The 19,558-nt window shown below is 60.9% G+C and carries 21 protein-coding genes; 14 read left to right on the forward strand and 7 right to left on the reverse strand.

Annotated elements, in window-relative coordinates; genetic code table 11:
- Window positions 1–50: 50 nt before the first annotated feature.
- The 3 genes from AADA15_RS18715 to AADA15_RS18725 all read left to right on the forward strand — a co-directional run bounded on the left by AADA15_RS18715 (window position 51) and on the right by AADA15_RS18725 (window position 3,712).
- On the forward strand, window positions 51–926 hold the full coding sequence (locus AADA15_RS18715; RefSeq protein WP_341643084.1) for a coiled-coil domain-containing protein: 876 nt from the start codon (window positions 51–53) through the stop codon (window positions 924–926).
- Between the two features lie 48 nt (window positions 927–974).
- On the forward strand, window positions 975–2,906 hold the full coding sequence (locus tag AADA15_RS18720; RefSeq protein ID WP_341643085.1) for an AAA family ATPase: 1,932 nt from the start codon (window positions 975–977) through the stop codon (window positions 2,904–2,906).
- Window positions 2,907–3,025: 119 nt separating this feature from the next.
- A complete protein-coding gene (locus AADA15_RS18725; RefSeq protein WP_341643086.1) occupies window positions 3,026–3,712 on the forward strand; it encodes a hypothetical protein in 687 nt (228 codons plus the stop codon).
- 35 nt (window positions 3,713–3,747) lie between these two features.
- Here the strand turns inward: AADA15_RS18725 and map are convergent, their stop codons facing one another.
- Complete coding sequence (map, locus tag AADA15_RS18730; protein WP_341643087.1) at window positions 3,748–4,557, reverse strand: type I methionyl aminopeptidase; 810 nt, start codon at window positions 4,555–4,557, stop codon at window positions 3,748–3,750.
- A gap of 87 nt (window positions 4,558–4,644) precedes the next feature.
- The gene (sfsA, locus tag AADA15_RS18735; protein WP_341643088.1) at window positions 4,645–5,355 is read right to left on the reverse strand and encodes a DNA/RNA nuclease SfsA; all 711 of its coding nucleotides are present in this window, start codon (window positions 5,353–5,355) and stop codon (window positions 4,645–4,647) included.
- A 49-nt stretch (window positions 5,356–5,404) separates the two neighbouring features.
- Here sfsA and AADA15_RS18740 point away from each other — a divergent pair, with 49 nt between their 5' ends.
- From AADA15_RS18740 to AADA15_RS18755, 4 genes are all read left to right on the forward strand, one after another.
- Window positions 5,405–6,127, forward strand: a complete 723-nt coding sequence (locus AADA15_RS18740; RefSeq protein ID WP_341643089.1) for a competence/damage-inducible protein A — start codon at window positions 5,405–5,407, stop codon at window positions 6,125–6,127.
- A gap of 11 nt (window positions 6,128–6,138) precedes the next feature.
- Window positions 6,139–6,855 (forward strand): GNAT family N-acetyltransferase, encoded by a 717-nt coding sequence (locus AADA15_RS18745; protein ID WP_341643090.1) that lies wholly within the window; start codon window positions 6,139–6,141, stop codon window positions 6,853–6,855.
- A gap of 18 nt (window positions 6,856–6,873) precedes the next feature.
- Window positions 6,874–7,446 (forward strand): peroxidase-related enzyme, encoded by a 573-nt coding sequence (locus tag AADA15_RS18750; RefSeq protein ID WP_341643091.1) that lies wholly within the window; start codon window positions 6,874–6,876, stop codon window positions 7,444–7,446.
- An 83-nt stretch (window positions 7,447–7,529) separates the two neighbouring features.
- Window positions 7,530–8,402: an OmpA family protein gene (locus AADA15_RS18755; RefSeq protein WP_341643092.1), complete on the forward strand. Its 873-nt coding sequence runs from the start codon at window positions 7,530–7,532 to the stop codon at window positions 8,400–8,402.
- 10 nt (window positions 8,403–8,412) lie between these two features.
- Here the strand turns inward: AADA15_RS18755 and AADA15_RS18760 are convergent, their stop codons facing one another.
- Entirely contained in the window at window positions 8,413–9,501 is a 1,089-nt protein-coding gene (locus tag AADA15_RS18760) for a flavin monoamine oxidase family protein (protein ID WP_341643093.1), read from the reverse strand.
- 284 nt (window positions 9,502–9,785) lie between these two features.
- Here AADA15_RS18760 and AADA15_RS18765 point away from each other — a divergent pair, with 284 nt between their 5' ends.
- A complete protein-coding gene (locus AADA15_RS18765; protein WP_341643094.1) occupies window positions 9,786–11,177 on the forward strand; it encodes an MATE family efflux transporter in 1,392 nt (463 codons plus the stop codon).
- Window positions 11,174–11,602: a glyoxalase superfamily protein gene (locus AADA15_RS18770; protein WP_341643095.1), complete on the forward strand. Its 429-nt coding sequence runs from the start codon at window positions 11,174–11,176 to the stop codon at window positions 11,600–11,602. Before AADA15_RS18765 ends, AADA15_RS18770 begins: the two co-directional genes overlap by 4 nt.
- Window positions 11,603–11,677: 75 nt before the next feature.
- Here the strand turns inward: AADA15_RS18770 and AADA15_RS18775 are convergent, their stop codons facing one another.
- On the reverse strand, window positions 11,678–12,583 hold the full coding sequence (locus AADA15_RS18775) for a LysR family transcriptional regulator (protein ID WP_341643096.1): 906 nt from the start codon (window positions 12,581–12,583) through the stop codon (window positions 11,678–11,680).
- A gap of 258 nt (window positions 12,584–12,841) precedes the next feature.
- On the opposite strand from AADA15_RS18775, the gene AADA15_RS18780 reads away from it, so the two are divergent.
- Together AADA15_RS18780 and AADA15_RS18785 are read left to right on the forward strand one after the other, a co-directional pair.
- Window positions 12,842–13,165, forward strand: a complete 324-nt coding sequence (locus AADA15_RS18780) for an NIPSNAP family protein (RefSeq protein ID WP_341643097.1) — start codon at window positions 12,842–12,844, stop codon at window positions 13,163–13,165.
- Complete coding sequence (locus AADA15_RS18785) at window positions 13,162–13,506, forward strand: antibiotic biosynthesis monooxygenase family protein (protein WP_341643098.1); 345 nt, start codon at window positions 13,162–13,164, stop codon at window positions 13,504–13,506. The genes AADA15_RS18780 and AADA15_RS18785 overlap by 4 nt, the downstream gene beginning before the upstream one ends.
- A 31-nt stretch (window positions 13,507–13,537) precedes the next feature.
- Here the strand turns inward: AADA15_RS18785 and AADA15_RS18790 are convergent, their stop codons facing one another.
- Window positions 13,538–14,479 carry a CorA family divalent cation transporter gene (locus AADA15_RS18790; protein WP_341643099.1) on the reverse strand — a complete coding sequence of 314 codons (942 nt, stop codon included), beginning with the start codon at window positions 14,477–14,479 and terminating at the stop codon, window positions 13,538–13,540.
- A 175-nt stretch (window positions 14,480–14,654) separates the two neighbouring features.
- Entirely contained in the window at window positions 14,655–16,682 is a 2,028-nt protein-coding gene (locus AADA15_RS18795; protein ID WP_341643100.1) for an FAD-dependent oxidoreductase, read from the reverse strand.
- 136 nt (window positions 16,683–16,818) lie between these two features.
- Between AADA15_RS18795 and AADA15_RS18800 the strand changes: the two genes are divergently transcribed.
- Together AADA15_RS18800 and AADA15_RS18805 are read left to right on the forward strand one after the other, a co-directional pair.
- On the forward strand, window positions 16,819–17,301 hold the full coding sequence (locus AADA15_RS18800; RefSeq protein ID WP_341643101.1) for an RNA pyrophosphohydrolase: 483 nt from the start codon (window positions 16,819–16,821) through the stop codon (window positions 17,299–17,301).
- Window positions 17,302–17,311: 10 nt separating this feature from the next.
- A complete protein-coding gene (locus AADA15_RS18805) occupies window positions 17,312–17,824 on the forward strand; it encodes a hypothetical protein (protein ID WP_341643102.1) in 513 nt (170 codons plus the stop codon).
- Window positions 17,825–17,840: 16 nt separating this feature from the next.
- Here the strand turns inward: AADA15_RS18805 and AADA15_RS18810 are convergent, their stop codons facing one another.
- Window positions 17,841–18,731 carry an EamA family transporter gene (locus tag AADA15_RS18810; RefSeq protein WP_341643103.1) on the reverse strand — a complete coding sequence of 297 codons (891 nt, stop codon included), beginning with the start codon at window positions 18,729–18,731 and terminating at the stop codon, window positions 17,841–17,843.
- Between the two features lie 86 nt (window positions 18,732–18,817).
- On the opposite strand from AADA15_RS18810, the gene AADA15_RS18815 reads away from it, so the two are divergent.
- Window positions 18,818–19,306 (forward strand): MarR family winged helix-turn-helix transcriptional regulator, encoded by a 489-nt coding sequence (locus AADA15_RS18815; protein WP_341643104.1) that lies wholly within the window; start codon window positions 18,818–18,820, stop codon window positions 19,304–19,306.
- Window positions 19,307–19,558: the final 252 nt, after the last annotated feature.

The raw sequence follows: 19,558 nt of genomic DNA on the forward strand, positions 1-19,558 counted from the left end.
GATTTAACAATTGGGGGGTGCCCATGCGGTTTTTGAGAACCTGCCTCGGTGTGTTCACGCTGATTGCAGCGATTATGGCCACGCAGACATCGGTCGTTCAGGCCGACACTGACGCTGAGCTGACACCGGAACTTATACAGACATATTCGCAGAAAATCAGCCAGGCCAGCGCTGTTCAGAAGGATTTGCAGACCCATCTGCAATGCTTCGAGGATGAGCATACAAGGCTGATGAGCCGATCTTCGCAGCTTGAGACCGATCTTGGCCAGAACCGCGCGCTCGAAGATAAGCTCGAACCGGCAGTCAACAACCTCACTGAGCAAGTCAACGCATTCCAGAAAAACCTGACAACCGCAAAGATAAACTACAACAATACTTACCGAGAGTGGCAGCGTCTGAAGGCTGAAAAACACCGGCAGGAACGCGATGTGCAGCACTGCAAGGATCAGTGGTGGACCATCAATGCATTGTGCGACCTCGCGGCGGATTTCCTGCGCGCGATCGGAGAGTTCGAAACGGTTGATGGAAAACTGATCACCGTAAAGGCCCGGTTGACATTGGCGGAACAGGCGCTCGATTCCGCGCGGTACCGGCTGAACGACAGCAGCACCAAGCTCAATGATGTGCGGTCAAGAATAACCGTGATCCGGCAGGAGATCGCCGCAGCCGAAGCGGAAATCACGCAGATCAAGGCATCACTGGCCGACATGCGCGTGGAAGAACAGAGTTTCAAAACTGAGATCGACGCGCTGAACTACGCCATCGATGAGGCGAACTCGGTTGATACCGAAGACGCCAAACGGCGCATATTGCGGAAAATGGAGCGGCTGTCGGGCAACCTCGACACGCTGATCACCCAATCCGCGGACATCCTGACAAACGCGCGGTCGTTCGCTTCGTCCAACAATTTGAGCTGCTCCGCGTAGACACCCAACCAGATCACATCAACACAACAGGGGCAGAGGAAGAAAACCATGACAAACGTCGAATCATTTGCCAGCCGCGAGCAACTGCTGAACAAGGCAATCGATCAGAAGGTGGAAGACATCCGCGGCGACGGCGAATTCGAACTGCCGAAATCAGACGACCCGATCGTCGGGGATTATATCCGCAAGATCGAAGGCACCTACGACGTGACGCGCGCCAAGAAAGACACCGACAATGCGGTGGATCTTCTCTACATCGCCTACAATGCCACCCCTCAGAAAGTGGACGAGATCAGGGTCAAGATAAGCAGCATCATGGACCGGCTGATCACGGCGCAACAGGACAGCGAACGCACCATGCGCCGCGCACTCATGTCTACCAGCAGCATCGTCGGTGCTCTGGATGATTTCTGCCCTGACTGGCTGGACGCAAAGGATGGCGAGATCGTCGACGACATCAAGGAATTCGTCACTGGTGGTTTCCGAGACCTGGCCAAGGAAATTCAGGAAAAGGCAGATGAAATCCGTGAGGAACTCGACGTGATCGCCGCAACTTATGACGAGATCATCGCCGACACCGTCGATGCGACGGCGCTGAGTGAAACTGCCCTGGGCAAAGAGATCAAGGCCAAGGAACAGCTGGAACAGGAAATCGCCGAGGCAAATGCCGAGCGCGAGCGCCTGGAATCTCTGGTGAGCGACCTTCAGGATCAGGTCGACAAGTTTGACAAGATGGCGCGTGATTTCGAAAGCCGGGCCGAAACTGCGGAAGAGCGCGCCTTTGTCATGTCGATCGTTCGGGTTGCGGCGCAGACGATTGCGGCGGCAATCCCGCCAATCGCCATGGCCGCGAGCGGACCGGGGTCATTCCTTGCGGCATCATCGATGAATGCCATGAGCAACGGCAACAGCGGCAATTCCGGCAGCGATGATGGTGAAAACACCGAGAAGACCATCGAAACCAAGAACAAGATTTCCGAGGAGGAAGCCAAGCTTAGAAAATCCGAAGAAAAACGGAACGAACTCAAGCAAAAAATCAAAGATCTCAAGGTCGAGCGCGACAAGCTGATTGCGGCAGACGGAGCCGCGAAGCCAGATGAGGCGGGTGCGCCGGAGGAAGACGGGGAAGACCCCGACGCGGATACTCCCGATGTCGATGCTGCCGACAGGGCGACAGAAGAGCCCAAGGCAAGCGAAAACCCAGAAATTGAAGCGCTCAACCAGCGGATCGCCGACGCGGAAGCTGAGCTCGCGGATGAAGAAGACAAGGGTTACAAGATCGGGGCAATGCTGGCTGGGCTCAATGCGTCTCTCCAGCAGCTTGATCAGAGCCTTGCCGAGATGACCGACGAGCAGCAATCGCAGGCGGCAAACCTACGTGAGATGCAGATGAAGATGCTCGACAAGGTCGAGGCCTATGAAAAAGAACGCCGCAAACAGGCGGCGGAACTGGTCAAGATCAACGCACTTCTCAGGGGCAAACGCACCCAGGAGGAGACCTACACGCTTGCCATCAAATCGCTCAACCTGAGTATCAGCGCTCTGAAAAAGACTAAGGAAATCATTGTTGAAATTTCCTTCTTCTTCAAATCATTCAGCGATTTCATGGGGCAGGTTTCCACTCAGGCGACCGAGCAGATTAACAGCGTCGACCGCGTGGCCGACCGCGATACGATCAAGAAACGCGCATTGGCCCGGCTGTTGAAATCGACCGACGAATTCTTCATCCGTCAGACCGCCCAGTGGCATGCTGCCGCCAATGTCTCGGACAAGTTCGTGCAGAATTTTGCCGATGGCTGGTCCAAGCTCAACAAGCTGTCCGGTAAGTATATCAACGGCGACGAGCTTGACGCCTATCTTGCGGCGGCAGCCGTAAAGCTGGCCGAGATTTCCGCCGACCGCGAGGCCGCCGCGGGCCAGCGCATCGCCGATCTCGACAAGTACCGCAACCAGATCCTTTACGGCGAAACCGGCAGCTGAGGTTTCCGGAATTTCCGGGCCGCAACAGATCGTACGGCCCGGCACCGGTGTTTTGCCCGTCAGCACCGCAGGCGTTTTCGCCCCGCTAGCCGCGTCACATCAGACAGGAGATTCAAGAAATGGGTTCGATCACGATCGCCAGTTTCAACATTGAAAAGAACGGCCAGTCTTCCGAGCTGCTAAAGCAGACCAAGGTTTCCGATTTCATTGACAGTTGCGTCACGTTCAACATGGGGGTGATCTACTTGTGCGAGGTGCATTCGGCGCGCATTGAGGATTATATCGAACAGCTCAGGGCCGTTTACGGGGGGACCTACAGGGTCGAATATCTCGATGGTGGCTACAGCAATGCCTATGTGTTCATGGTCAATCGCGAGGTGGACGCACACCTGTCCTATGACGGGCTCAAAGGATTGAACCGGAACATGTTCCTTTGCCATGTCGACAATGAAATCGCGATTGGCTTCGCCCATTTCAAATCCGGCCAGACCGGCCTGACGCGCAGCCAGCTCGAAAATGCCGGGGAGTTCATGGAAGGGTTCACGAATAACTCCGGCAAGTGGGCCATTACCGGTGACATGAACTGGGATTTCAACAATGCCGGGCGGCTGAACATGCCTGCGGGCTCCCATCCCTCAACCTGCTGGCAGGACATGACACAGAGGAGTGGCAACATTCTGGACTGGTGCGCCGCTGGCAGAAGCGTGCAGGTGCAGCCTGTGGATGGCCCGAATTTCTTTGCCCCGGATTTTCAGGTCATGGACGGACCTGACCACCGCCCGGTGGTATTCGCTCTGACGTGGTAGCCGACGCCCGGGCCAAGGGGCGTGAAGATCTGCGTTCAGCCGTAGGTCGGGTGGAATTTTCCGCCGGGCGACAGGGTGAAGATGTCATACCCGTGGGCGGTCACGCCAATTGAGTGCTCGAACTGTGCCGACAGGGATTTGTCGCGGGTGACGGCGGTCCATTCATCGGCCAGGATCTTGGTTTCCGGGCGACCAAGGTTCACCATGGGTTCGATGGTGAAGAACATGCCTTCCTCAAGGACCGGACCGGTGCCCGGGCGGCCATAATGCAGCACGTTGGGCGGCGCATGAAAGACCTGACCCAGCCCGTGACCACAGAAGTCACGTACCACGCTCATGCGCTGGCTTTCCACATAGGCCTGAATGGTATGGCCGATGTCGCCAAAGGTGTTGCCGGGTTTCACGGCCTCGATCCCCTTCATCAGGGCATCATGGGTGACCTGTATCAGCCGCTCTGCCTTGCGCGACAGTTTGCCCGCAACAAACATGCGGCTGGTGTCGCCAAACCAGCCATCGACGATCACGGTCACGTCGATGTTGAGGATATCGCCATCCTTCAGCTTCTTGTCGCCGGGGATCCCGTGGCAGACCACGTGGTTCACCGAGATACAGCTGGCATGCTGGTAGCCCTTGTAGCCGATGGTGGCCGACTTGGCGCCCGCATCCTCGACCATCTGGGTAATCAAACGGTCGATTTCGCCGGTTGTCTGCCCCGGAAAGACGTATTGCGCGATGTCGTCCAGGATCTTGGCCGCAAGCGCACCCGCCACATGCATGCCGGCGAAATCGGCCTGTTCGTGGATGCGGATACCGTCTTTGGTGGTGCGACCGTCTTTCGATCTCATGGGCGGGGGCTCCATCGCTGGGGGTTCACCGCTCTATTTAGGGGGAAACTACGAAAAGGGCCAGAGGGGCTGACCAAATCGAAGCCCTTATCCTGAAATCCTGTTTTCAAGCGCTCCGGCGATTTCTACCCCCTCAGGCGACAGGCGGGTTCCATAGATCAAGCACTCAACGCCCGCATTTCGTGCAGCGGCAAAAGCAGCGGCATAGGCGGGGTCGATATCAGAGGCGAGGTCAAAGCCTGCACAATCACTGCGCTGCACGAGGTACAGCATCACGGCCCGGTGGCCTAGTGCGACCATATTGGTCAGCTCGCCCAGGTGCTTGGTGCCGCGTGCTGTCACGCTGTCTGGGAATTCGGCAAGGCCGGGTGCCCGAGACAGGGTCACGCTTTTGACTTCCACATAGGCATCGGGCAAGCCCTTCTGGCTCAGCAGGAAATCGATGCGGCTTTTCTCGCCGTATTTCACTTCGGCACGCACGGTTTCGTACTCCGCCAGCTCAGTGATCTTGCGGGCTTCAAGGGCGGCGCGAAGGGCTCGGTTCGGCACCGAAGTGTCGACCCCGGTGAAATGACCGTTCTCATGATCCACCAGCCGCCAGCCGTATTTCAGCTTTTTCTTGGGGTCATCGTTGGGTTCAAGCCAGATTTTCATGCCCGGCTCAGCCAGCCCCATCATCGATCCGGGGTTGGCGCAATGGGCGGTGACCTCACGCCCGTCTTCCAGCTGGCAGTCGGCCAGAAAGCGTTTGTAGCGGCGGATCAGGCGGGCGGGGATCAGAGGGGTTCCAAAGCGCATGTTCTTGGGCCTATACCTGCCGTAACACCGGATCAAGAGGAGAGGCGCCATGGGCAATCCAACCGCTGCAATGCTGGTCATTGGGGATGAAATCCTGTCGGGGCGCACGCGCGATTCCAACATGTATCATCTGGCCGGAGAACTGACCAAACATGGCATCGATCTGAAGGAAGTGCGCGTGGTCAGCGATGATGAAGCAGCGATCATATCGGCTGTCACGGCCCTGTCCGAGGCCCACGACCATGTCTTCACCAGCGGAGGGATTGGCCCAACGCATGATGACATCACCGCCGATTGTATCGCCAAGGCATTCAGTGCGCATCTGGATGTGCGGGAGGATGCCCGCGCGATCCTGCAGGAGCACTATGACAAATCGGGAACCGAGTTGAACGCGGCGCGCCTGCGCATGGCCCGCATTCCGGATGGGGCCACATTGATCGAAAACCCGGTCTCTGCCGCCCCCGGATTCACCCTCAAGAAGGTGCATGTGATGGCCGGCGTGCCGTCTGTGTTTGAGGCGATGGTAGCGAGCGTCCTGCCGACCCTGACGGGGGGCAGCCCTCTGTTGTCGCAGACCCTGCGCATCATGCGCGGCGAGGGTGAGATTGCCGGGATCCTTTCTGCGCTGGCTGCTGACTTTGCGGATCTGTCGATCGGCTGCTACCCGTTCCAGAAAAACGGAGCCTTTGGCGCGAATGTGGTCGTGCGCGGCGCTGACGGGGCGCAGGTGGATGCGGCCGTGACGCGGCTGGCGCGGGAGCTGGGCATTTGAGCGTGGGGCGAGTGAAAACTGACCCCCGATATTATGCCGTGGTAGAGGGTACCTGGCCGCCTGCGTCCAAGCGTGACCTCGGCCCCATCACCCTGCGCGAAGGTCAGGGGGCTGGCAGCCGGGTCTCTGCTGCCACGGCAAACGGGCCTGTCGGCTCCGACGACATTGCCGCCGCCGAAGCGGCGATGCAGGATATGGGGCAAGATCGGCTGTTCATGATCCGCGACGGCGACGATGCGCTGGATGCCCAGCTTGAGGCGCGTGGCTATGTGATCAAGGATCCGGTGAATGTCTGGAGCTGTGCGCCTGAGGTGCTGACCGATGTGCCTATCCCGCGTGTTACGACCTTTTGCGTCTGGGAATCCTTGGAAATTCAGCGCGAGATCTGGATTGCAGGCGGCATCGGTCCGGCGCGGATGGCCGTGATGGAGCGGGCAAAGGGGCCAAAGACAGCCCTCTTGGGACGCTATAATGACAAGCCTGCCGGGACGGGCTTTGTCGCCATTCACGATGGTACTGCGATGATCCACGCGCTTGAGATCCTGCCCCATCAGCGCCGCAAGGGCATGGGCGCCTGGATGGTGCGGCAGGCGGCCTTCTGGGCGCTTGAGCAGGGCGCTCGGGAGCTGGCTCTGGTCTGCACCCAGGCCAATGCGGGCGCGAACGGTCTTTATGCCTCACTTGGAATGCATCACGTGGGGCAGTACCACTACAGGCACAAACCCTGAGGGAGGAGAGACCCGACCATGACCGACCAGCAAAACCCCACCGCGCTCGATTTGCCGCAGGTGGATCCGCTGCCGCCTGCCACGCAAAAGTATTTTGACATCTGCCAGGAAAAGCTGGGCATGGTGCCCAACGTCTTGCGCGCCCATGCCTTTGATATCGACAAGCTGAACACCTTTACCGCGCTTTATAACGATCTGATGCTGGGCGACAGCAACCTCAGCAAGCTGGAGCGGGAAATGATCGCGGTTGTGGTTTCTTCGTACAACCGCTGTTTCTATTGCCTTGCCGCCCATGGCGCGGCGGTGCGCCAATTGTCCGGAGATCCAAAACTGGGCGAAATGTTGGTGATGAACTACCGCGTTGCGCCGCTGGATGCGCGCCAGCGCGCGATGCTCGATTTTGCCTTGCAACTGACCCGCGCCAGCGCCGAGGTCGAAGAGGCAGACCGCCAGGCCCTGCGGGATGTGGGCTTCAGTGATCGTGACATCTGGGACATCGCCAATGTGGCAGCCTTCTTCAACATGACCAACCGGGTTGCCAGCGCCACGGCCATGGTTCCGAACGACGAATACCACGCTCAGTTCCGGTGATCGCGCGGGGGAGCATATCCTTTGCTGCGGCCCTTTTGGGGGCCGCGCTCTTGTGCGCTGCGGGCAGCGCCAGGGCAGAGTTGATGCTGCCTGCCGGCGTGCAAGCGCTTGCGACACGCGAAACGCCGCTTGGCACATATGGGCTGCCTGTTGGTCTTGCGACCAAGGAGGGTGTGCCGCAGCGTCTTCTGGAGGGACGTATCCTGCGCCAGACATGGCGTATTCAGGGCGATTCCACGGTCCTGCAGATCCTTGCCCCCCTGCGCGAACAGCTGCAGCAGGGCGGGTATGACATCCTGTTTCAATGCGAGGCGCGCCAATGCGGCGGTTTTGACTTTCGTTTTGGAATCGAGGTGGTTCCGGCGCCCGATATGGCGGTTAGCATTGGGAACTACCATTTCCTGTCGGCCGTGAAGGGGCCGCGCGCGATATCCTTGCTGGTATCTCGTAGTGGAACAGATGCATATCTTCAGGTCATTGAGGTTCTGCCGCCACAAGAGCCAAGCCTGACCGTATATTCTCCCGCGTCTGTTGAGGATACGGCAGACATACCGGCTGATGCCACCGCTGAAGCAGATCTTGGGACGCAGTTGCTCGGAAACGGTCATGCGATCCTAGGAGGGCTGGATTTTGCGACCGGCACAGCTGACCTGCAAAGAGAAACTTATGAAAGCCTGGAAGCGCTTGCCGATTTCCTGACTGACAACCCGCAATACTCGGTGGTGGTTGTCGGGCACACGGACACCGTGGGGCAACTTGAGGACAATATCGCTCTGTCCCGGCGGCGGGCAGAGGCCGTCAAGGCGCATCTGGTTGAAACGAAGGGCATTTCCGAAGGCCGGATCGGGGTAGAGGGCGTTGGCTACCTTGCCCCCATCGGGACGAACCTGACCAGCGAAGGTCGCGTAGCCAACCGGCGGGTTGAAGCGGTCCTGGTGCCGCGTGAACGCCCCTGAGCGTTCCGGGTCATGCGCTGAGGGTGCTGCGCAGGCGTTCTGCTGCCGTTTCCCCAGCGTTCAATGCGCCTTCGATCAAGCCCGGACTTACGTCTGACGTTTCCGAAACCGCGAGCCACAGCCGCCCTCCGAGGTGGCCGCGCCGCAACAGGTTCGGGCCGACATCGGGATGCGCTGGCGGCCCCATCAGGTCTGCCCTGCTGCAGATCAGGCGTTCCGTGCTCCAATCCTGCACCAGCAGGTCCTCTGGTCGCTCTGCGCCCTTCCCAAAGCAGCGGGCAAGCTGGGCCAGAATCGCGGTTTTCAGCCCCTCGGGGTCACTCACGCGGGCTGCAGGGGGCCAGCCGACGAAGCCAAAGAGCGCTGCGCAGGTTTCATCGGCTGGCGTATGATCATGGATTTCGACAAGGGGACCGGCCCTGCTTGCCACGCGGCCTGACAGTCCCGCATCGCGCCAGAAGGGGGCTTTGAATGAGGCCACGACCTTGGCCTGCTGGGCCATCCAGGTAGGTGTTGTCTGCATGCAGTGCAACAGATCCTCGGGCAAGTCGGGAATGTCGATCTGTTCGGCGATCGCGCGCAGCGGCGCGGCGAGGATGATCCTGCCTGCCGTGTAGGTTCTGCCCTCTGCTGTGGTTGCTTGCAGGCCGGCCGCCGTTGTTTCTATCGCGGCGACCTTGGTGTTCAGAACGACGGTACCGGGGGCGAGCCTTTGAAACAGGGCGTCTACCATGGACGAGGGGCCGCCCTTGATGCGGCTGATCCCATCCTGACCGGGTAGAAACTGCCGATAGGGTGCCGGGCCATAGCCGTCGAGGACTCCGTCTCCTTGGTCGTATTGATCGAACAGCGGGACTGAGAGGCCTTCTAGCCATTTTGCCACCACCGGCTGCCATTTCGGCCAGACCCATGTGGGGCCAAGGTCGACGCGCTCGTGGGCAGCGCCCAAGGGGCAGGCCGAGTGGATGCGTCCGCCAATGCGCTCGGCGCCCTCCAGAAGTCGCACGTGGAGCCCCGCCTGTTGTAGACCGTAGGCGGCGGTCAGCCCCGCAAGACCGGCACCAATGACAAGGACCTCTGCTTCTTCTTCTCCGGTCATGTCATGGCCTGTCCGTTGTGCGGTTTGAACAGCCAAAGTAGGTGCGATGATGGGAGGAGCAACCCCGAAGTATTATGAAATGAGGAGCGCAGCCCTTGTCTTGACGGTTGCGGGCACATGTCCTAGGCAGGGCTGTGGTAGCAGACACCAGCCTCCCGCAGGCGTAATCGCCGTGGTGAAGTTCTGCGCATAGGAACATCTCTTTTCACCTCCCTGCGTCTCGCGCGGGTGGTAACGCGGGTCCCATCCAACTGGCGAGATCGACGCATGAGGGCTGAAAAGCGATGCACGATCCGACTTCCAATCCGTATTTGACCGGCCGATTGCCGGTCCTCTTCGCCAGAACGGCGATACCTATCATATTCGTCATGAGCATGAACGGCCTCCTGACCGTGGCCGATGCCATATTCCTTGGTGCCTATGTCGGCCCCGAGGCACTGGCGGCCGTGACGCTGATGTTCCCGTTCTTCATGCTCCTCGTTGCCTGTTCGACCCTCGTGTCCACAGGTATGTCGAGCCTTCTGGCCCGGCACCTTGGCGGACACCGTTTGCAGGAAGCCCGGCAGACCTATGCCGCAGCCCATTGGCTTGCGCTGATCATCGCGGTCTGCCTTATCCTTGCCTATGCGCTTCTTGGAGAGACGGTGATCTTGCGCGCCGCAGACGGGGATAGCGGTCTTGCGTCTCTGGCCAGCCAGTACATCGGCATTCTTGCCTTTGCATCGCCGCTGCTGTTCGTGTTGTCGATCAACTCTGATGCCCTGCGCAATGAAGGTCATGTCGGGATGATGGCGGCCATGAGCCTGTCGGTGTCTCTGAGCAATCTCGGCTTCAACTACCTGCTCATCGCGGTTCTTGATCTCGGAGTTGCGGGATCCGCTTATGGCACGGTTCTGGCGCAAGCACTGGCACTGGGCGCGATCGTAGTCTACCGGCAGGCTCGCCATACGCATCTTCATCCAAGGGTCGTGTTCTCTCACGTGGGGCTTGCCCCCGGCCGCCGCATTCTGGCGCTTGGGGCGCCGCAAAGCCTTGGCTTTGTGGGGCTGTCGCTCGGGGCGACGTCGATCCTGGCTGCGCTGCAAATGGTCGGCAACGAGGACTATGCCGTCAGCGTGACGGCCTACGGGATCGTGACGCGGGTGATGACCTTTGCCTTTCTGCCGCTCCTTGGGTTGTCACAGGCTATGCAGACCATCACCGGCAACAACTATGGTGCCGGGCTTTATGGGCGCAGCACCGCCAGCCTGCGTCTGGCGCTTTTGATTGCGCTTGGGTTCTGCGGGGCCGTTCAGGTCGGCTTCAGTGCCTTTGCGCCGCAGATTGCCGTTGCCTTTGTTGCGGATGCGGCGGTCGTGGCGAAGGTTGCGGCCATCATGCCGGTGATTGTGGCCTTGTTCCTGTTATCGGGGCCGCTGATGATGCTTGCGGCGCATTTCCAGGCCATTGGCGATGCCACCCGGGCCGCCGTTCTGAGCCTGTCCAAGCCCTTCTTCTTTGCCATGCCGCTGACCTTTGCCCTCCCAATGTGGCTGGGCGAGGCAGGTGTCTGGCTCGCAGGCCCCAGCGCCGAGGCGCTGCTGCTTTGTGTGGCTGTTGTGCTGTTGTGGCGCCAAGAAAGGTATAGCGGCCTGATACAGGGGCTGGTTTCGGCAAAGGGGAGGGCGGAACAATGAGCGCGTCCCTTCCGACCCCGGCGCAGGCCAAGGCACAAGCGCGCCAGCTTCGGTCCGATCTGCAAGCCGATGGGCGTGAGATCAGCCATGGACACAGCCTCGAACTTGTGGCTCGTCAGCATGGCTATCGCGATTGGAACACCTTTCATGCGGCGATGGGAAATCGTCCGCCCGAGGGGTTTGTTCCCGGCGGGCGCATCACGGGGCGCTACCTGTCGCAGCCGTTTTCGGCCACAGTTCGCGCGGTCGAGATGCTGCGACCGGGCTGGTTCCGGCTTGAGCTGGATCTGGATGAGGCGGTTGATGTTGTCACCTTCGACAGCTTTTCCAACTGGCGCAAGCGGATCCGGGGCACCGTCGGCCCCCTTGGCCAATCGCCTGAAAAGACGTCGGACGGGGTGCCTCATCTTCAGATCGATCTCTGACTCCGAAAAGAAAAACGCCCCCGCAGCGATGCGGGGGCCAGTCTTCACGGGAGGTTCGTCAGTTGCGCCTTGGCGTCACCACTTGAGCGGATCGCGATCGGCAAAGGAATGGACGAGGAAATCGATGAAGGCGCGCACTTTCGGCTGAGTGAACTTGCCCGGCGGGTAGACCGCATAGATGCCTTGAGTCTCGACCGGCAGGTTCGGCATCACATCCTCGACCAGACCTTCGGACATGGCCTCGGAGTAAAGGTAGCTGGGCAGATAGGCGATGCCGAGGCCGGAAATCGCGGCATTCAGCAGGGATTGCCCATCATTCACCGACAGCCAGCCAGAGGTGCGGACCTGGCGTTTCTCGCCGGATGGCGCCGTGATCTTCCAGACATTGCCGCTGGACTGGCTGGAGTAGTGCAAGAGCTTGTGTTCGTTCAGATCGTCGATCTTTTGCGGTCGCCCGTATTGTTCCAGATAGGCGGGGGATGCGATCATCCGCTTGGTGGTTTCCGTCAGCTTGCGGGCGCGCAAAGAGCTGTCTTCCAGTTCACCAATGCGCAGGGCCATATCGAAGCCTTCCGAGATCAGCTCCACATAGCGGTTGTTGAGCACCATGTTGACGGTGATGTCCGGGAAATCGCGCAGAAAGTCCGACAGCACCGGGGACAGGTGGTTGACGCCAAAATCCGTGGCAACCGAGATCCGCAAAAGCCCCGAGGGCGCGGATTGCATCGAAGTCACAAGAGCATCGGCTTCGCCTGCATCGTTCAGCACGCGGCGGGCGCGGTCATAGTAGGCAAGACCGATTTCTGTTGGGGAAACGCGCCGTGTTGTCCGGTTCAGAAGGCGCGCGCCTAGGCGCGCCTCGAGGCTGGACACATGTTTGGAAACGGCCGATTTGGAGATCCCCATCTTGCGCGCCGCATCCGTGAAACCACCCTGATCCACTACATTGGCAAAGGCCTCCATCTCGGTCAGTCGATCCATAACGTCCATCCTCGGTCTATTCGTCTGACATCATTGGATGCCGCCCAATTCGGGCAACAACGGGGCAAGCTTGGGATAATTGCGGGGTTTTTGTTGCATCGTTTACGTTTGCGAAACGCAAGCAGCAGTTGTGCGGCGGGCCGCCAAGGGGATGGTGATGCACTTTGGCAGGTTCTGGAAGCTTCGCTCGGCGCCGAAGCATCAGGCGGTTCGGTCTTGTTAGGAAGGGACGACTTTTCACTCAACCAAGGACCTTCCATGCTGACATGTGTGATCCGCTATCATATCGACCCGACCAAACGGGATCAGTTTGTTGAATATGCTCAGGGTTGGGGCCTGGCGATCCCGCGCTGCGGTGCTGAGCTGATCGGGTATTTCGCTCCGCAGGAAGGCTCCTCGACGCTGGCCTATGGAATCTACAATGTCGAAAGTCTTGCTGCCTACGAGGCCTATCGCGCCCGCCTTGCCGAAGACCCGATAGGGCGCAGCAATTATGAATTCGCGCAACGGGAAAAATTCCTTGTCCGCGAGGATCGTACGTGGCTCAAACTGGTGTCCGAACCACATGGAGACAGCACATGATTGCGATCATATTCGAAGTCACGCCGAAGCCGGGAAAAAAGGAAGCCTATCTTGAGGTCGCGGGCCGGATGCGGGATCTCTTGCAGGACATGGAGGGCTTCATCTCGGTCGAGCGATTTCAAAGCCTCACCAACCCGGAAAAACTGCTTTCGCTGTCGTTCTGGGAGGACGAGGAGGCCGTCCTGCGCTGGCGCAGGCTATCGGCGCACAGGGCTGCACAGAAACAGGGTCGAGAGGATTTCTTTGCAGACTACCGGCTGCGCGTGGCAGGGGTGCTGCGCGATTACGGGATGGAGGACCGCGATCAGGCGCCGGGCGACAGCCGTGAAATCCATGGCTGAGGTTGCGGCCTTTGGGGGCGGTGGAGGGTGATCAGAGCAGCCGGGACCAGCGCAACAGCGCGATCATCGCGGCGCTGAGCACCACGAGGGCAAGGCATAAGATGCCAAAGGCCAGCGGTGTGTCCACGCCCGGCATGCCGGCCACGTTCACTCCAAACAAACCGGTGATGAAGCCAAGGGGCAGAAATACTGCGGCGACGATCGACAGGATGTAGCTGTTGCGGCTCATCTTGCGAGCCAGTTCTGCATCCGTGTGGTCCTGAATCACTGCCAGCGGTTGGTTCAGGGAGGTCAGCGCCTCTTCGGTAAGGGTGACGAGGTTGACGGCCTCTCGCAAATCCGTTTGCTCCTCGGTGGTCATGAGCTGATTGCCCAACTGTTGCAACCGCGTAAGGGCGATCCGCTGCGGCTCCATGTACCTGTGCAGTTTCAAGACATCGCGCCGTGGTGTTTTCAGGGCGTCATCGGGCGGCAGGCGCCCCTCGTCGATCTGTTCTTCCAGTGTTTCGGTGGCTGTGGTCAGGTCCAGCACCACGTCCCGCGCGCGAATGGCCAGCCCATGAATGAGCCGGTCGAGGAAGCGGCCGACAGTGCCAGGTCCCTTTCCATCGGCACACGTCTGCCGGATGTCATCCAGGGCAAAGACCTTGCGCTTGCGCACGGTGACGATCGTTTCGGGGGTGACCCACATGCGCAGGGAGACCATTTCCGCAGCTGCGGCGCCCGCGTTCAGGTTGACGCCACGAAGATTGAGGATCAGCCCTTTGCCCAGAGCGTCGCAGCGCGGGCGGGTCTCCTGTTCTGTCAGCGCGCGGCCAGGGATGGGGGGGAGGTGCTCTGCGATCCAGTCGGCCAGCTTCGGATCACCGAGATCGAAATGCAGCCAACGCAGGCTGCCGCGTCCTGTCGGGTTCAGATCGGGGGCCTTGCGGCAGTTCCCATCGGGCCAAAGGTCGTAGGCGCAGATCGGCATTCGGGAGCTCACTCACGGTAAATGTGATCATAGCCTACCCTGTTGTCGGGCCGGGAACCAGTGTCCGGTTTTGGGGCAAAAACTGCCTTGGGGTCTCGACGCAGCCGGGCGCCTGCGGGCGCGGGAGCACCCCGTTCTTTTCTTTGCCCCCGTCCTTGCCCTTCTCGTGGGATCGTCAGAGCGCGGCCGCCAGGCGTGTGCCCTGATTGATTGCCCGTTTCGCATCCAGTTCGGCGGCCACATCCGCCCCGCCGATCACATGGGGAGTGATGCCTTTTGCCTCCAGCGCATCCGCTAGGGAACGCTCGGAGAGCTGACCCGCGCAAAGTACGATCGTGTCAGCGGCAATCACGGAGGGGTTCTCACGCGCTTCGCCAAAGGAAACGTGCAGGCCCTCATCGTCGATTTTCTCGTAGTTCACGCCGCCGACGAAATTGACGTTCTTCATTTTCAATGCAGCCCTGTGGATCCAGCCCGTGGTCTTGCCCAGCCCCTTGCCATGAGCCTGTGCCTTGCGCTGGAGCAGAGTGACCTGGCGGGCGGGGGCTTCGGGCTGCGGTCCTTCCGGGGCCAGGCCCGAGCGGTACTCGGCCGGGTCCGCAACGCCCCATTCCTTCATCCAGAGCGGCAGGTCTTCGGTCGGACTGGTGCCCTCGTGCAGCAGGTATTCCGATACATCGAACCCGATGCCACCGGCGCCGATGACGGCGACGCGTTTTCCGACCTGTGCCTTGCCGCGCAGCACATCGATATAGCTCAGCACATTGGCGCGATCCTGGCCGGGGATGGCGGGATCACGCGGTATGACGCCGGTTGCGATCACCACCTCATCAAAGCCTGTCAGATCCTCGGCGCTGACCTCGCGTCCCAGCTCCAGCGTGATGCCCGCGTCGGCCACCATGGCACGGTACCAGTCGACCAGCCCCCAGAACTCTTCCTTGCCGGGCACTTGTTTCGCCATATTGAGCTGGCCGCCGATCTCATCGGCCCTGTCAAAGAGCGTGACCTTGTGGCCGCGCTGGGCGGCGGTGAGGGCCGTAGACAGACCAGCAGGGCCGGCTCCGACGATGGCGACCGTCTTTGCCGTTGCGGCCGGTTCGATGACCAGTTCGGTCTCGTGGCAGGCCATGGGGTTCACCAAGCAGGAGGTCAGCTTGCCGCCAAAGGTGTGATCAAGGCAGGCCTGGTTGCAGGCGATACACGGCGCGATCTGGCTCGCCTTGCCCGCCTCGGCCTTGGCCACGAAATGCGCATCCGCCAGCAAGGGTCGCGCCATCGACACCATGTCGGCACAGCCCGTGTTCAGCACTTCCTCTGCCACTTCGGGTGTGTTGATCCGGTTCGAGGTGATGACCGGGATCGAGACCTTGCCCATCAGTTTCTGCGTGACCCAGGCAAAGGCCGCCCGTGGCACCGAGGTGGCGATGGTCGGAATGCGTGCCTCGTGCCAGCCGATGCCGGTGTTGATGATGGTGGCGCCTGCCTTTTCGATCTCTTGCGCCAGCTGCACCACCTCTTCGTGGGTCGAGCCATTGGGCACAAGATCGATCATCGACAGGCGGTAGATGATGATGAAATCTGTGCCGACCGCCTCGCGGGTGCGGCGCACCACCTCGATCGGCAGACGCATGCGGTTCTCATAAGATCCGCCCCAGCGATCGGTGCGCTTGTTGGTGTGGGTGACCAGGAACTGGTTGAGGAAGTATCCTTCGGAGCCCATGATCTCGACCCCGTCGTAGTCGGCCTGTTGCGCCAGCCGAGCCGCATTTACGATGTCGGAAATCTGCTTTTCGATGCCTTCCTCGTCCAGTTCGTTCGGCGGGAAGGGGGAAATCGGCGATTTGATGGCGCTGGGCGCCACGCATTTGGGGCCATAGGCATACCGGCCCGCGTGCAGGATCTGCATGGCGATCTTTCCGCCTGCCTCATGAACACGGTCCGTGACGACGCTGTGATTCTTCACGTCCTCTTCGGTGGTCATCATGGCCGCGCCGGGCAGAACCGAGCCTTCGAGGTTGGGACCAATACCGCCCGTCACCATCAGGGCCACACCGCCCCGCGCGCGCTCGGCATAGAATTCGGCTACCCGGTTCCAGTCGCGGGTCTCCTCCAGACCGGTATGCATGGAGCCCATCAGCACGCGGTTTTTCAGCGTGGTAAAACCCAGATCCAGCGGCGCCAGCAGTTTTGGGTACGCAGTCATCGACACTCTCCCTGTTCTTTGCGCCGCAGGATCGCGCCTGACGCGCGGTTTGTCACCTGTCAACGCGGCGTCACCCCCTTGCGTGCCCCGGCGGCAGCGGGTCTAATCCTAACAAGGATAGATCCAAGGAAGACCCATGACACCGGATGACATCGCCAAACTGCCCTATCGCCGCAATGTGGGCGTGATGATGATCAACGCCGAAGGCGCGGTCTTTGTCGGCCAGCGTGCGGACCGTTACAAGAATGCCTGGCAAATGCCGCAAGGGGGCATCGACGAGGGCGAAGACCCGCGCACGGCGGCCTTGCGGGAGCTGGAGGAAGAGACCGGCGTCTTGCCATCCCTTGTGGAGATCATCGCCGAGTCCGAAGGCTGGCTTCCCTATGATCTGCCGCACGATGTGGTGCCGAGCTTTTGGGGCGGGCGTTATCGCGGGCAGGAACAGAAATGGTATCTGATGCGTTTTATCGGCACCGATGATCAGGTGCGAATCGACACCGAACATCCGGAGTTTTCGGCCTGGTGCTGGCAACCGGTGGAGCATCTGGTGGAAAAGATCGTGCCATTCAAGCGCGAGGTCTACGCAAGGGTGGTCGAAGAATTTGAGCGCTATCTCTAGGAAGCTGGAGTTGAAGAAGCTGCGTCGCCTCATCGCGGTACTCGTGGCGTCCTGTGCCCTCCTTGGCGCGGGCTCATCAGCTTCTGCGCTCAGCTGCGGCCCCTGGGGCGTTCCGGATGCATACCTTGCGGCTTCCAACTCCAGCCGTGTTTATGCGATCCTGCAGGGGCGGCTGACTTTCGACGAACGCCGCTTGCCGCGGGCGCCTGCCAGCAATCCCAATGCAGCGCCGCCGGTGACCCAGTTTCGCGCTTCCTTCAACGGTGAGCTCCTTGGTGCCCGCGATTTTGATCAGGCGGTAAAGGCGGATGTGGTGGTGGAGGTGCAATGCATGGGGCCATGGTGCGGGAAGGCAAAATCCGGGGTGGAGTACCTGATCTTCGCGGAACAGCGGGGCCGCGATCTGATCGTGCGCTTTGATCCTTGCGGGCAATTTGCCTTCGCCGGGAATGGGCATTCCCTACGCAAACAGGTGCTCGACTGCCACCGCGGCAAGGCATGCACGCCCTTGTCGCCGCAGTGACAGTCCTCGGCGCGTGCTACTTGGCCACCGCGCGCATTGACTGAGGCTCTTTGCCAGCAACGCGTGCTTTGGCCCCCTGTTGCCCCAGCCACAGACTGAAGAGGGCAAGCCCCGCTCCGATCATCTGGTAAAGGCTCAGCGTTTCCTGCAGGAAGAGCCAACCGAGGATCACTGCCGTCAGCGGGCTGAGCACGCCAAGCAGCGAAACGGCAGAGGGTTCGATCCGAGACAGCCCCCGGAACCACAGGATATAGGTGAGCGCTCCGCCGATCAGGCTCATGTAGGCGAGGCCGAGGATGTTCTCTGCCGTGAAGCTGGGCATCTCGGGCACGGCCCAAACCGTCAGCGGGATCAGCAGCAGACCTCCTGCGGTCAGCTGCCAGGCGGTAAAGGTGAGCGGCGGCACGGGCGGCTGCCATTTGCGGGTCAGCACCACGCCAGCGGCCATGGAGACTGCTCCACCAAGGCCTGCGAGCACGCCGACCGTGTCGAGCTGCGCGGCGGGTGTGAGAACCAGAAGGGCAACGCCTGCCATGCTGAGCGCCGCAGCCAGAATCGAGACCAGCCTGATCGGGGCGTTGAGGACCAGGCCCGAAAGGAAGACCACCACCAGCGGCTGAACCGCGCCTAGCGTGGCCGCGACCCCTCCCGGCAAGCGGTAGGCGGACAGAAACAGGAAGGTCCAGAACAGGGAGAAGTTCAGCCCGCCGAGGACCAGCAGCTTTGGCACCCAGCCCAATGGTGGCAACCGGCGCACAAGCAGCAAGAGCAGCAGACCAGCAGGCAAGGCGCGCAGCAAGGCCACCGTGAAGGGAGAATGGCCGGGGAGGAAATTGGTCGTCACGATATAGCTGCTGCCCCAGATGGCAGGGGCCAGTGCGGTCAGGAATAGGTCTCGGGACATCATGACGTCACCTCCATATATATATCTCGATGTCGAGATAGTGACATTTAATCTTGACGTCAAGATATTTTTCCGCGACTGCTTGGCGCATGGATCACGTGGATTTTGTCACCCAGCAATGGGAGCGGGAGAGGCCGGACCTTGATGTCACGGCCATGGGAATAATCGGTCGGGTGGGGCGGCTTTATCTGGCCTATCAGGCCGAGATGCAAAAGACCTTTCAGCGTTTCGGCCTCAACGCGGCCAAATTCGACGTTCTGGCAACGCTGCGGCGCGCCGGTGCGCCCTATGAGTTGTCACCGGGGAATTTGCTGAGGGCGACAATGGTGGCCTCGGGCACCATGACCAACCGGATCGACCGGCTGGAGGCAGACGGGCTGGTTGCGCGGAAAGTGAACCCGGCAGATAGCCGGAGTTTCCTCATCTGTCTGACAGAGGAGGGGATGGCGCTGATCGATCAGGCGGTCGAAGCGCATGTGGCGACGCAGACGGGGCTATTGGAAAGAATGGCCTCAGAGGATGTTGAGCAATTCAAGGTGCTCTTGTCCAAGGCCTTGGTTTCTGCAGGCAGTCGCTGACCTCCTGCGCGGGCTTGTGCCCTTGCGTCCTGCGGACGGCAGGGGCGGGGGGGGGGGGGGGGGGGGGGGGGGGGGGGCGGGCCCCCCCCCCCCCCCGCCGGGGGGGGGGGGGGGGGGGGGGGTGGGGGGGGGGGGGGGGGGCGGCGCCCGCGCCCGCCCCCCCCCCCCCCCCCCCCCCCCCCCCGCCCCGCCCGCCCCCCCCCCCCCCCCGGGGGCGGGCTAGTGTGCGCTGCAAGCACCCGCGGCGGCCCC

Origin of the sequence: Phycobacter sedimenti (genome assembly GCF_038148855.1) — a bacterium.
GTDB lineage: Bacteria > Pseudomonadota > Alphaproteobacteria > Rhodobacterales > Rhodobacteraceae > Phycobacter > Phycobacter sedimenti.

Bases quoted from the DNA above. Each gene is read 5' to 3' on its own strand.
- AADA15_RS18795 (WP_341643100.1), bottom strand. From the start codon at position 16,682: ATGACTGCGTACCCAAAACTGCTGGCGCCGCTGGATCTGGGTTTTACC.
- AADA15_RS18740 (WP_341643089.1), top strand. From the start codon at position 5,405: ATGGGCAATCCAACCGCTGCAATGCTGGTCATTGGGGATGAAATCCTG.
- sfsA (WP_341643088.1), bottom strand. From the start codon at position 5,355: ATGCGCTTTGGAACCCCTCTGATCCCCGCCCGCCTGATCCGCCGCTAC.
- AADA15_RS18810 (WP_341643103.1), bottom strand. From the start codon at position 18,731: ATGATGTCCCGAGACCTATTCCTGACCGCACTGGCCCCTGCCATCTGG.
- AADA15_RS18725 (WP_341643086.1), top strand. From the start codon at position 3,026: ATGGGTTCGATCACGATCGCCAGTTTCAACATTGAAAAGAACGGCCAG.
- AADA15_RS18790 (WP_341643099.1), bottom strand. From the start codon at position 14,479: ATGCCGATCTGCGCCTACGACCTTTGGCCCGATGGGAACTGCCGCAAG.
- AADA15_RS18755 (WP_341643092.1), top strand. From the start codon at position 7,530: ATGCTGCCTGCCGGCGTGCAAGCGCTTGCGACACGCGAAACGCCGCTT.
- AADA15_RS18760 (WP_341643093.1), bottom strand. From the start codon at position 9,501: ATGACCGGAGAAGAAGAAGCAGAGGTCCTTGTCATTGGTGCCGGTCTT.
- map (WP_341643087.1), bottom strand. From the start codon at position 4,557: ATGAGATCGAAAGACGGTCGCACCACCAAAGACGGTATCCGCATCCAC.
- AADA15_RS18800 (WP_341643101.1), top strand. From the start codon at position 16,819: ATGACACCGGATGACATCGCCAAACTGCCCTATCGCCGCAATGTGGGC.
- AADA15_RS18815 (WP_341643104.1), top strand. From the start codon at position 18,818: ATGGATCACGTGGATTTTGTCACCCAGCAATGGGAGCGGGAGAGGCCG.
- AADA15_RS18775 (WP_341643096.1), bottom strand. From the start codon at position 12,583: ATGGATCGACTGACCGAGATGGAGGCCTTTGCCAATGTAGTGGATCAG.
- AADA15_RS18750 (WP_341643091.1), top strand. From the start codon at position 6,874: ATGACCGACCAGCAAAACCCCACCGCGCTCGATTTGCCGCAGGTGGAT.
- AADA15_RS18770 (WP_341643095.1), top strand. From the start codon at position 11,174: ATGAGCGCGTCCCTTCCGACCCCGGCGCAGGCCAAGGCACAAGCGCGC.
- AADA15_RS18780 (WP_341643097.1), top strand. From the start codon at position 12,842: ATGCTGACATGTGTGATCCGCTATCATATCGACCCGACCAAACGGGAT.
- AADA15_RS18785 (WP_341643098.1), top strand. From the start codon at position 13,162: ATGATTGCGATCATATTCGAAGTCACGCCGAAGCCGGGAAAAAAGGAA.
- AADA15_RS18720 (WP_341643085.1), top strand. From the start codon at position 975: ATGACAAACGTCGAATCATTTGCCAGCCGCGAGCAACTGCTGAACAAG.
- AADA15_RS18765 (WP_341643094.1), top strand. From the start codon at position 9,786: ATGCACGATCCGACTTCCAATCCGTATTTGACCGGCCGATTGCCGGTC.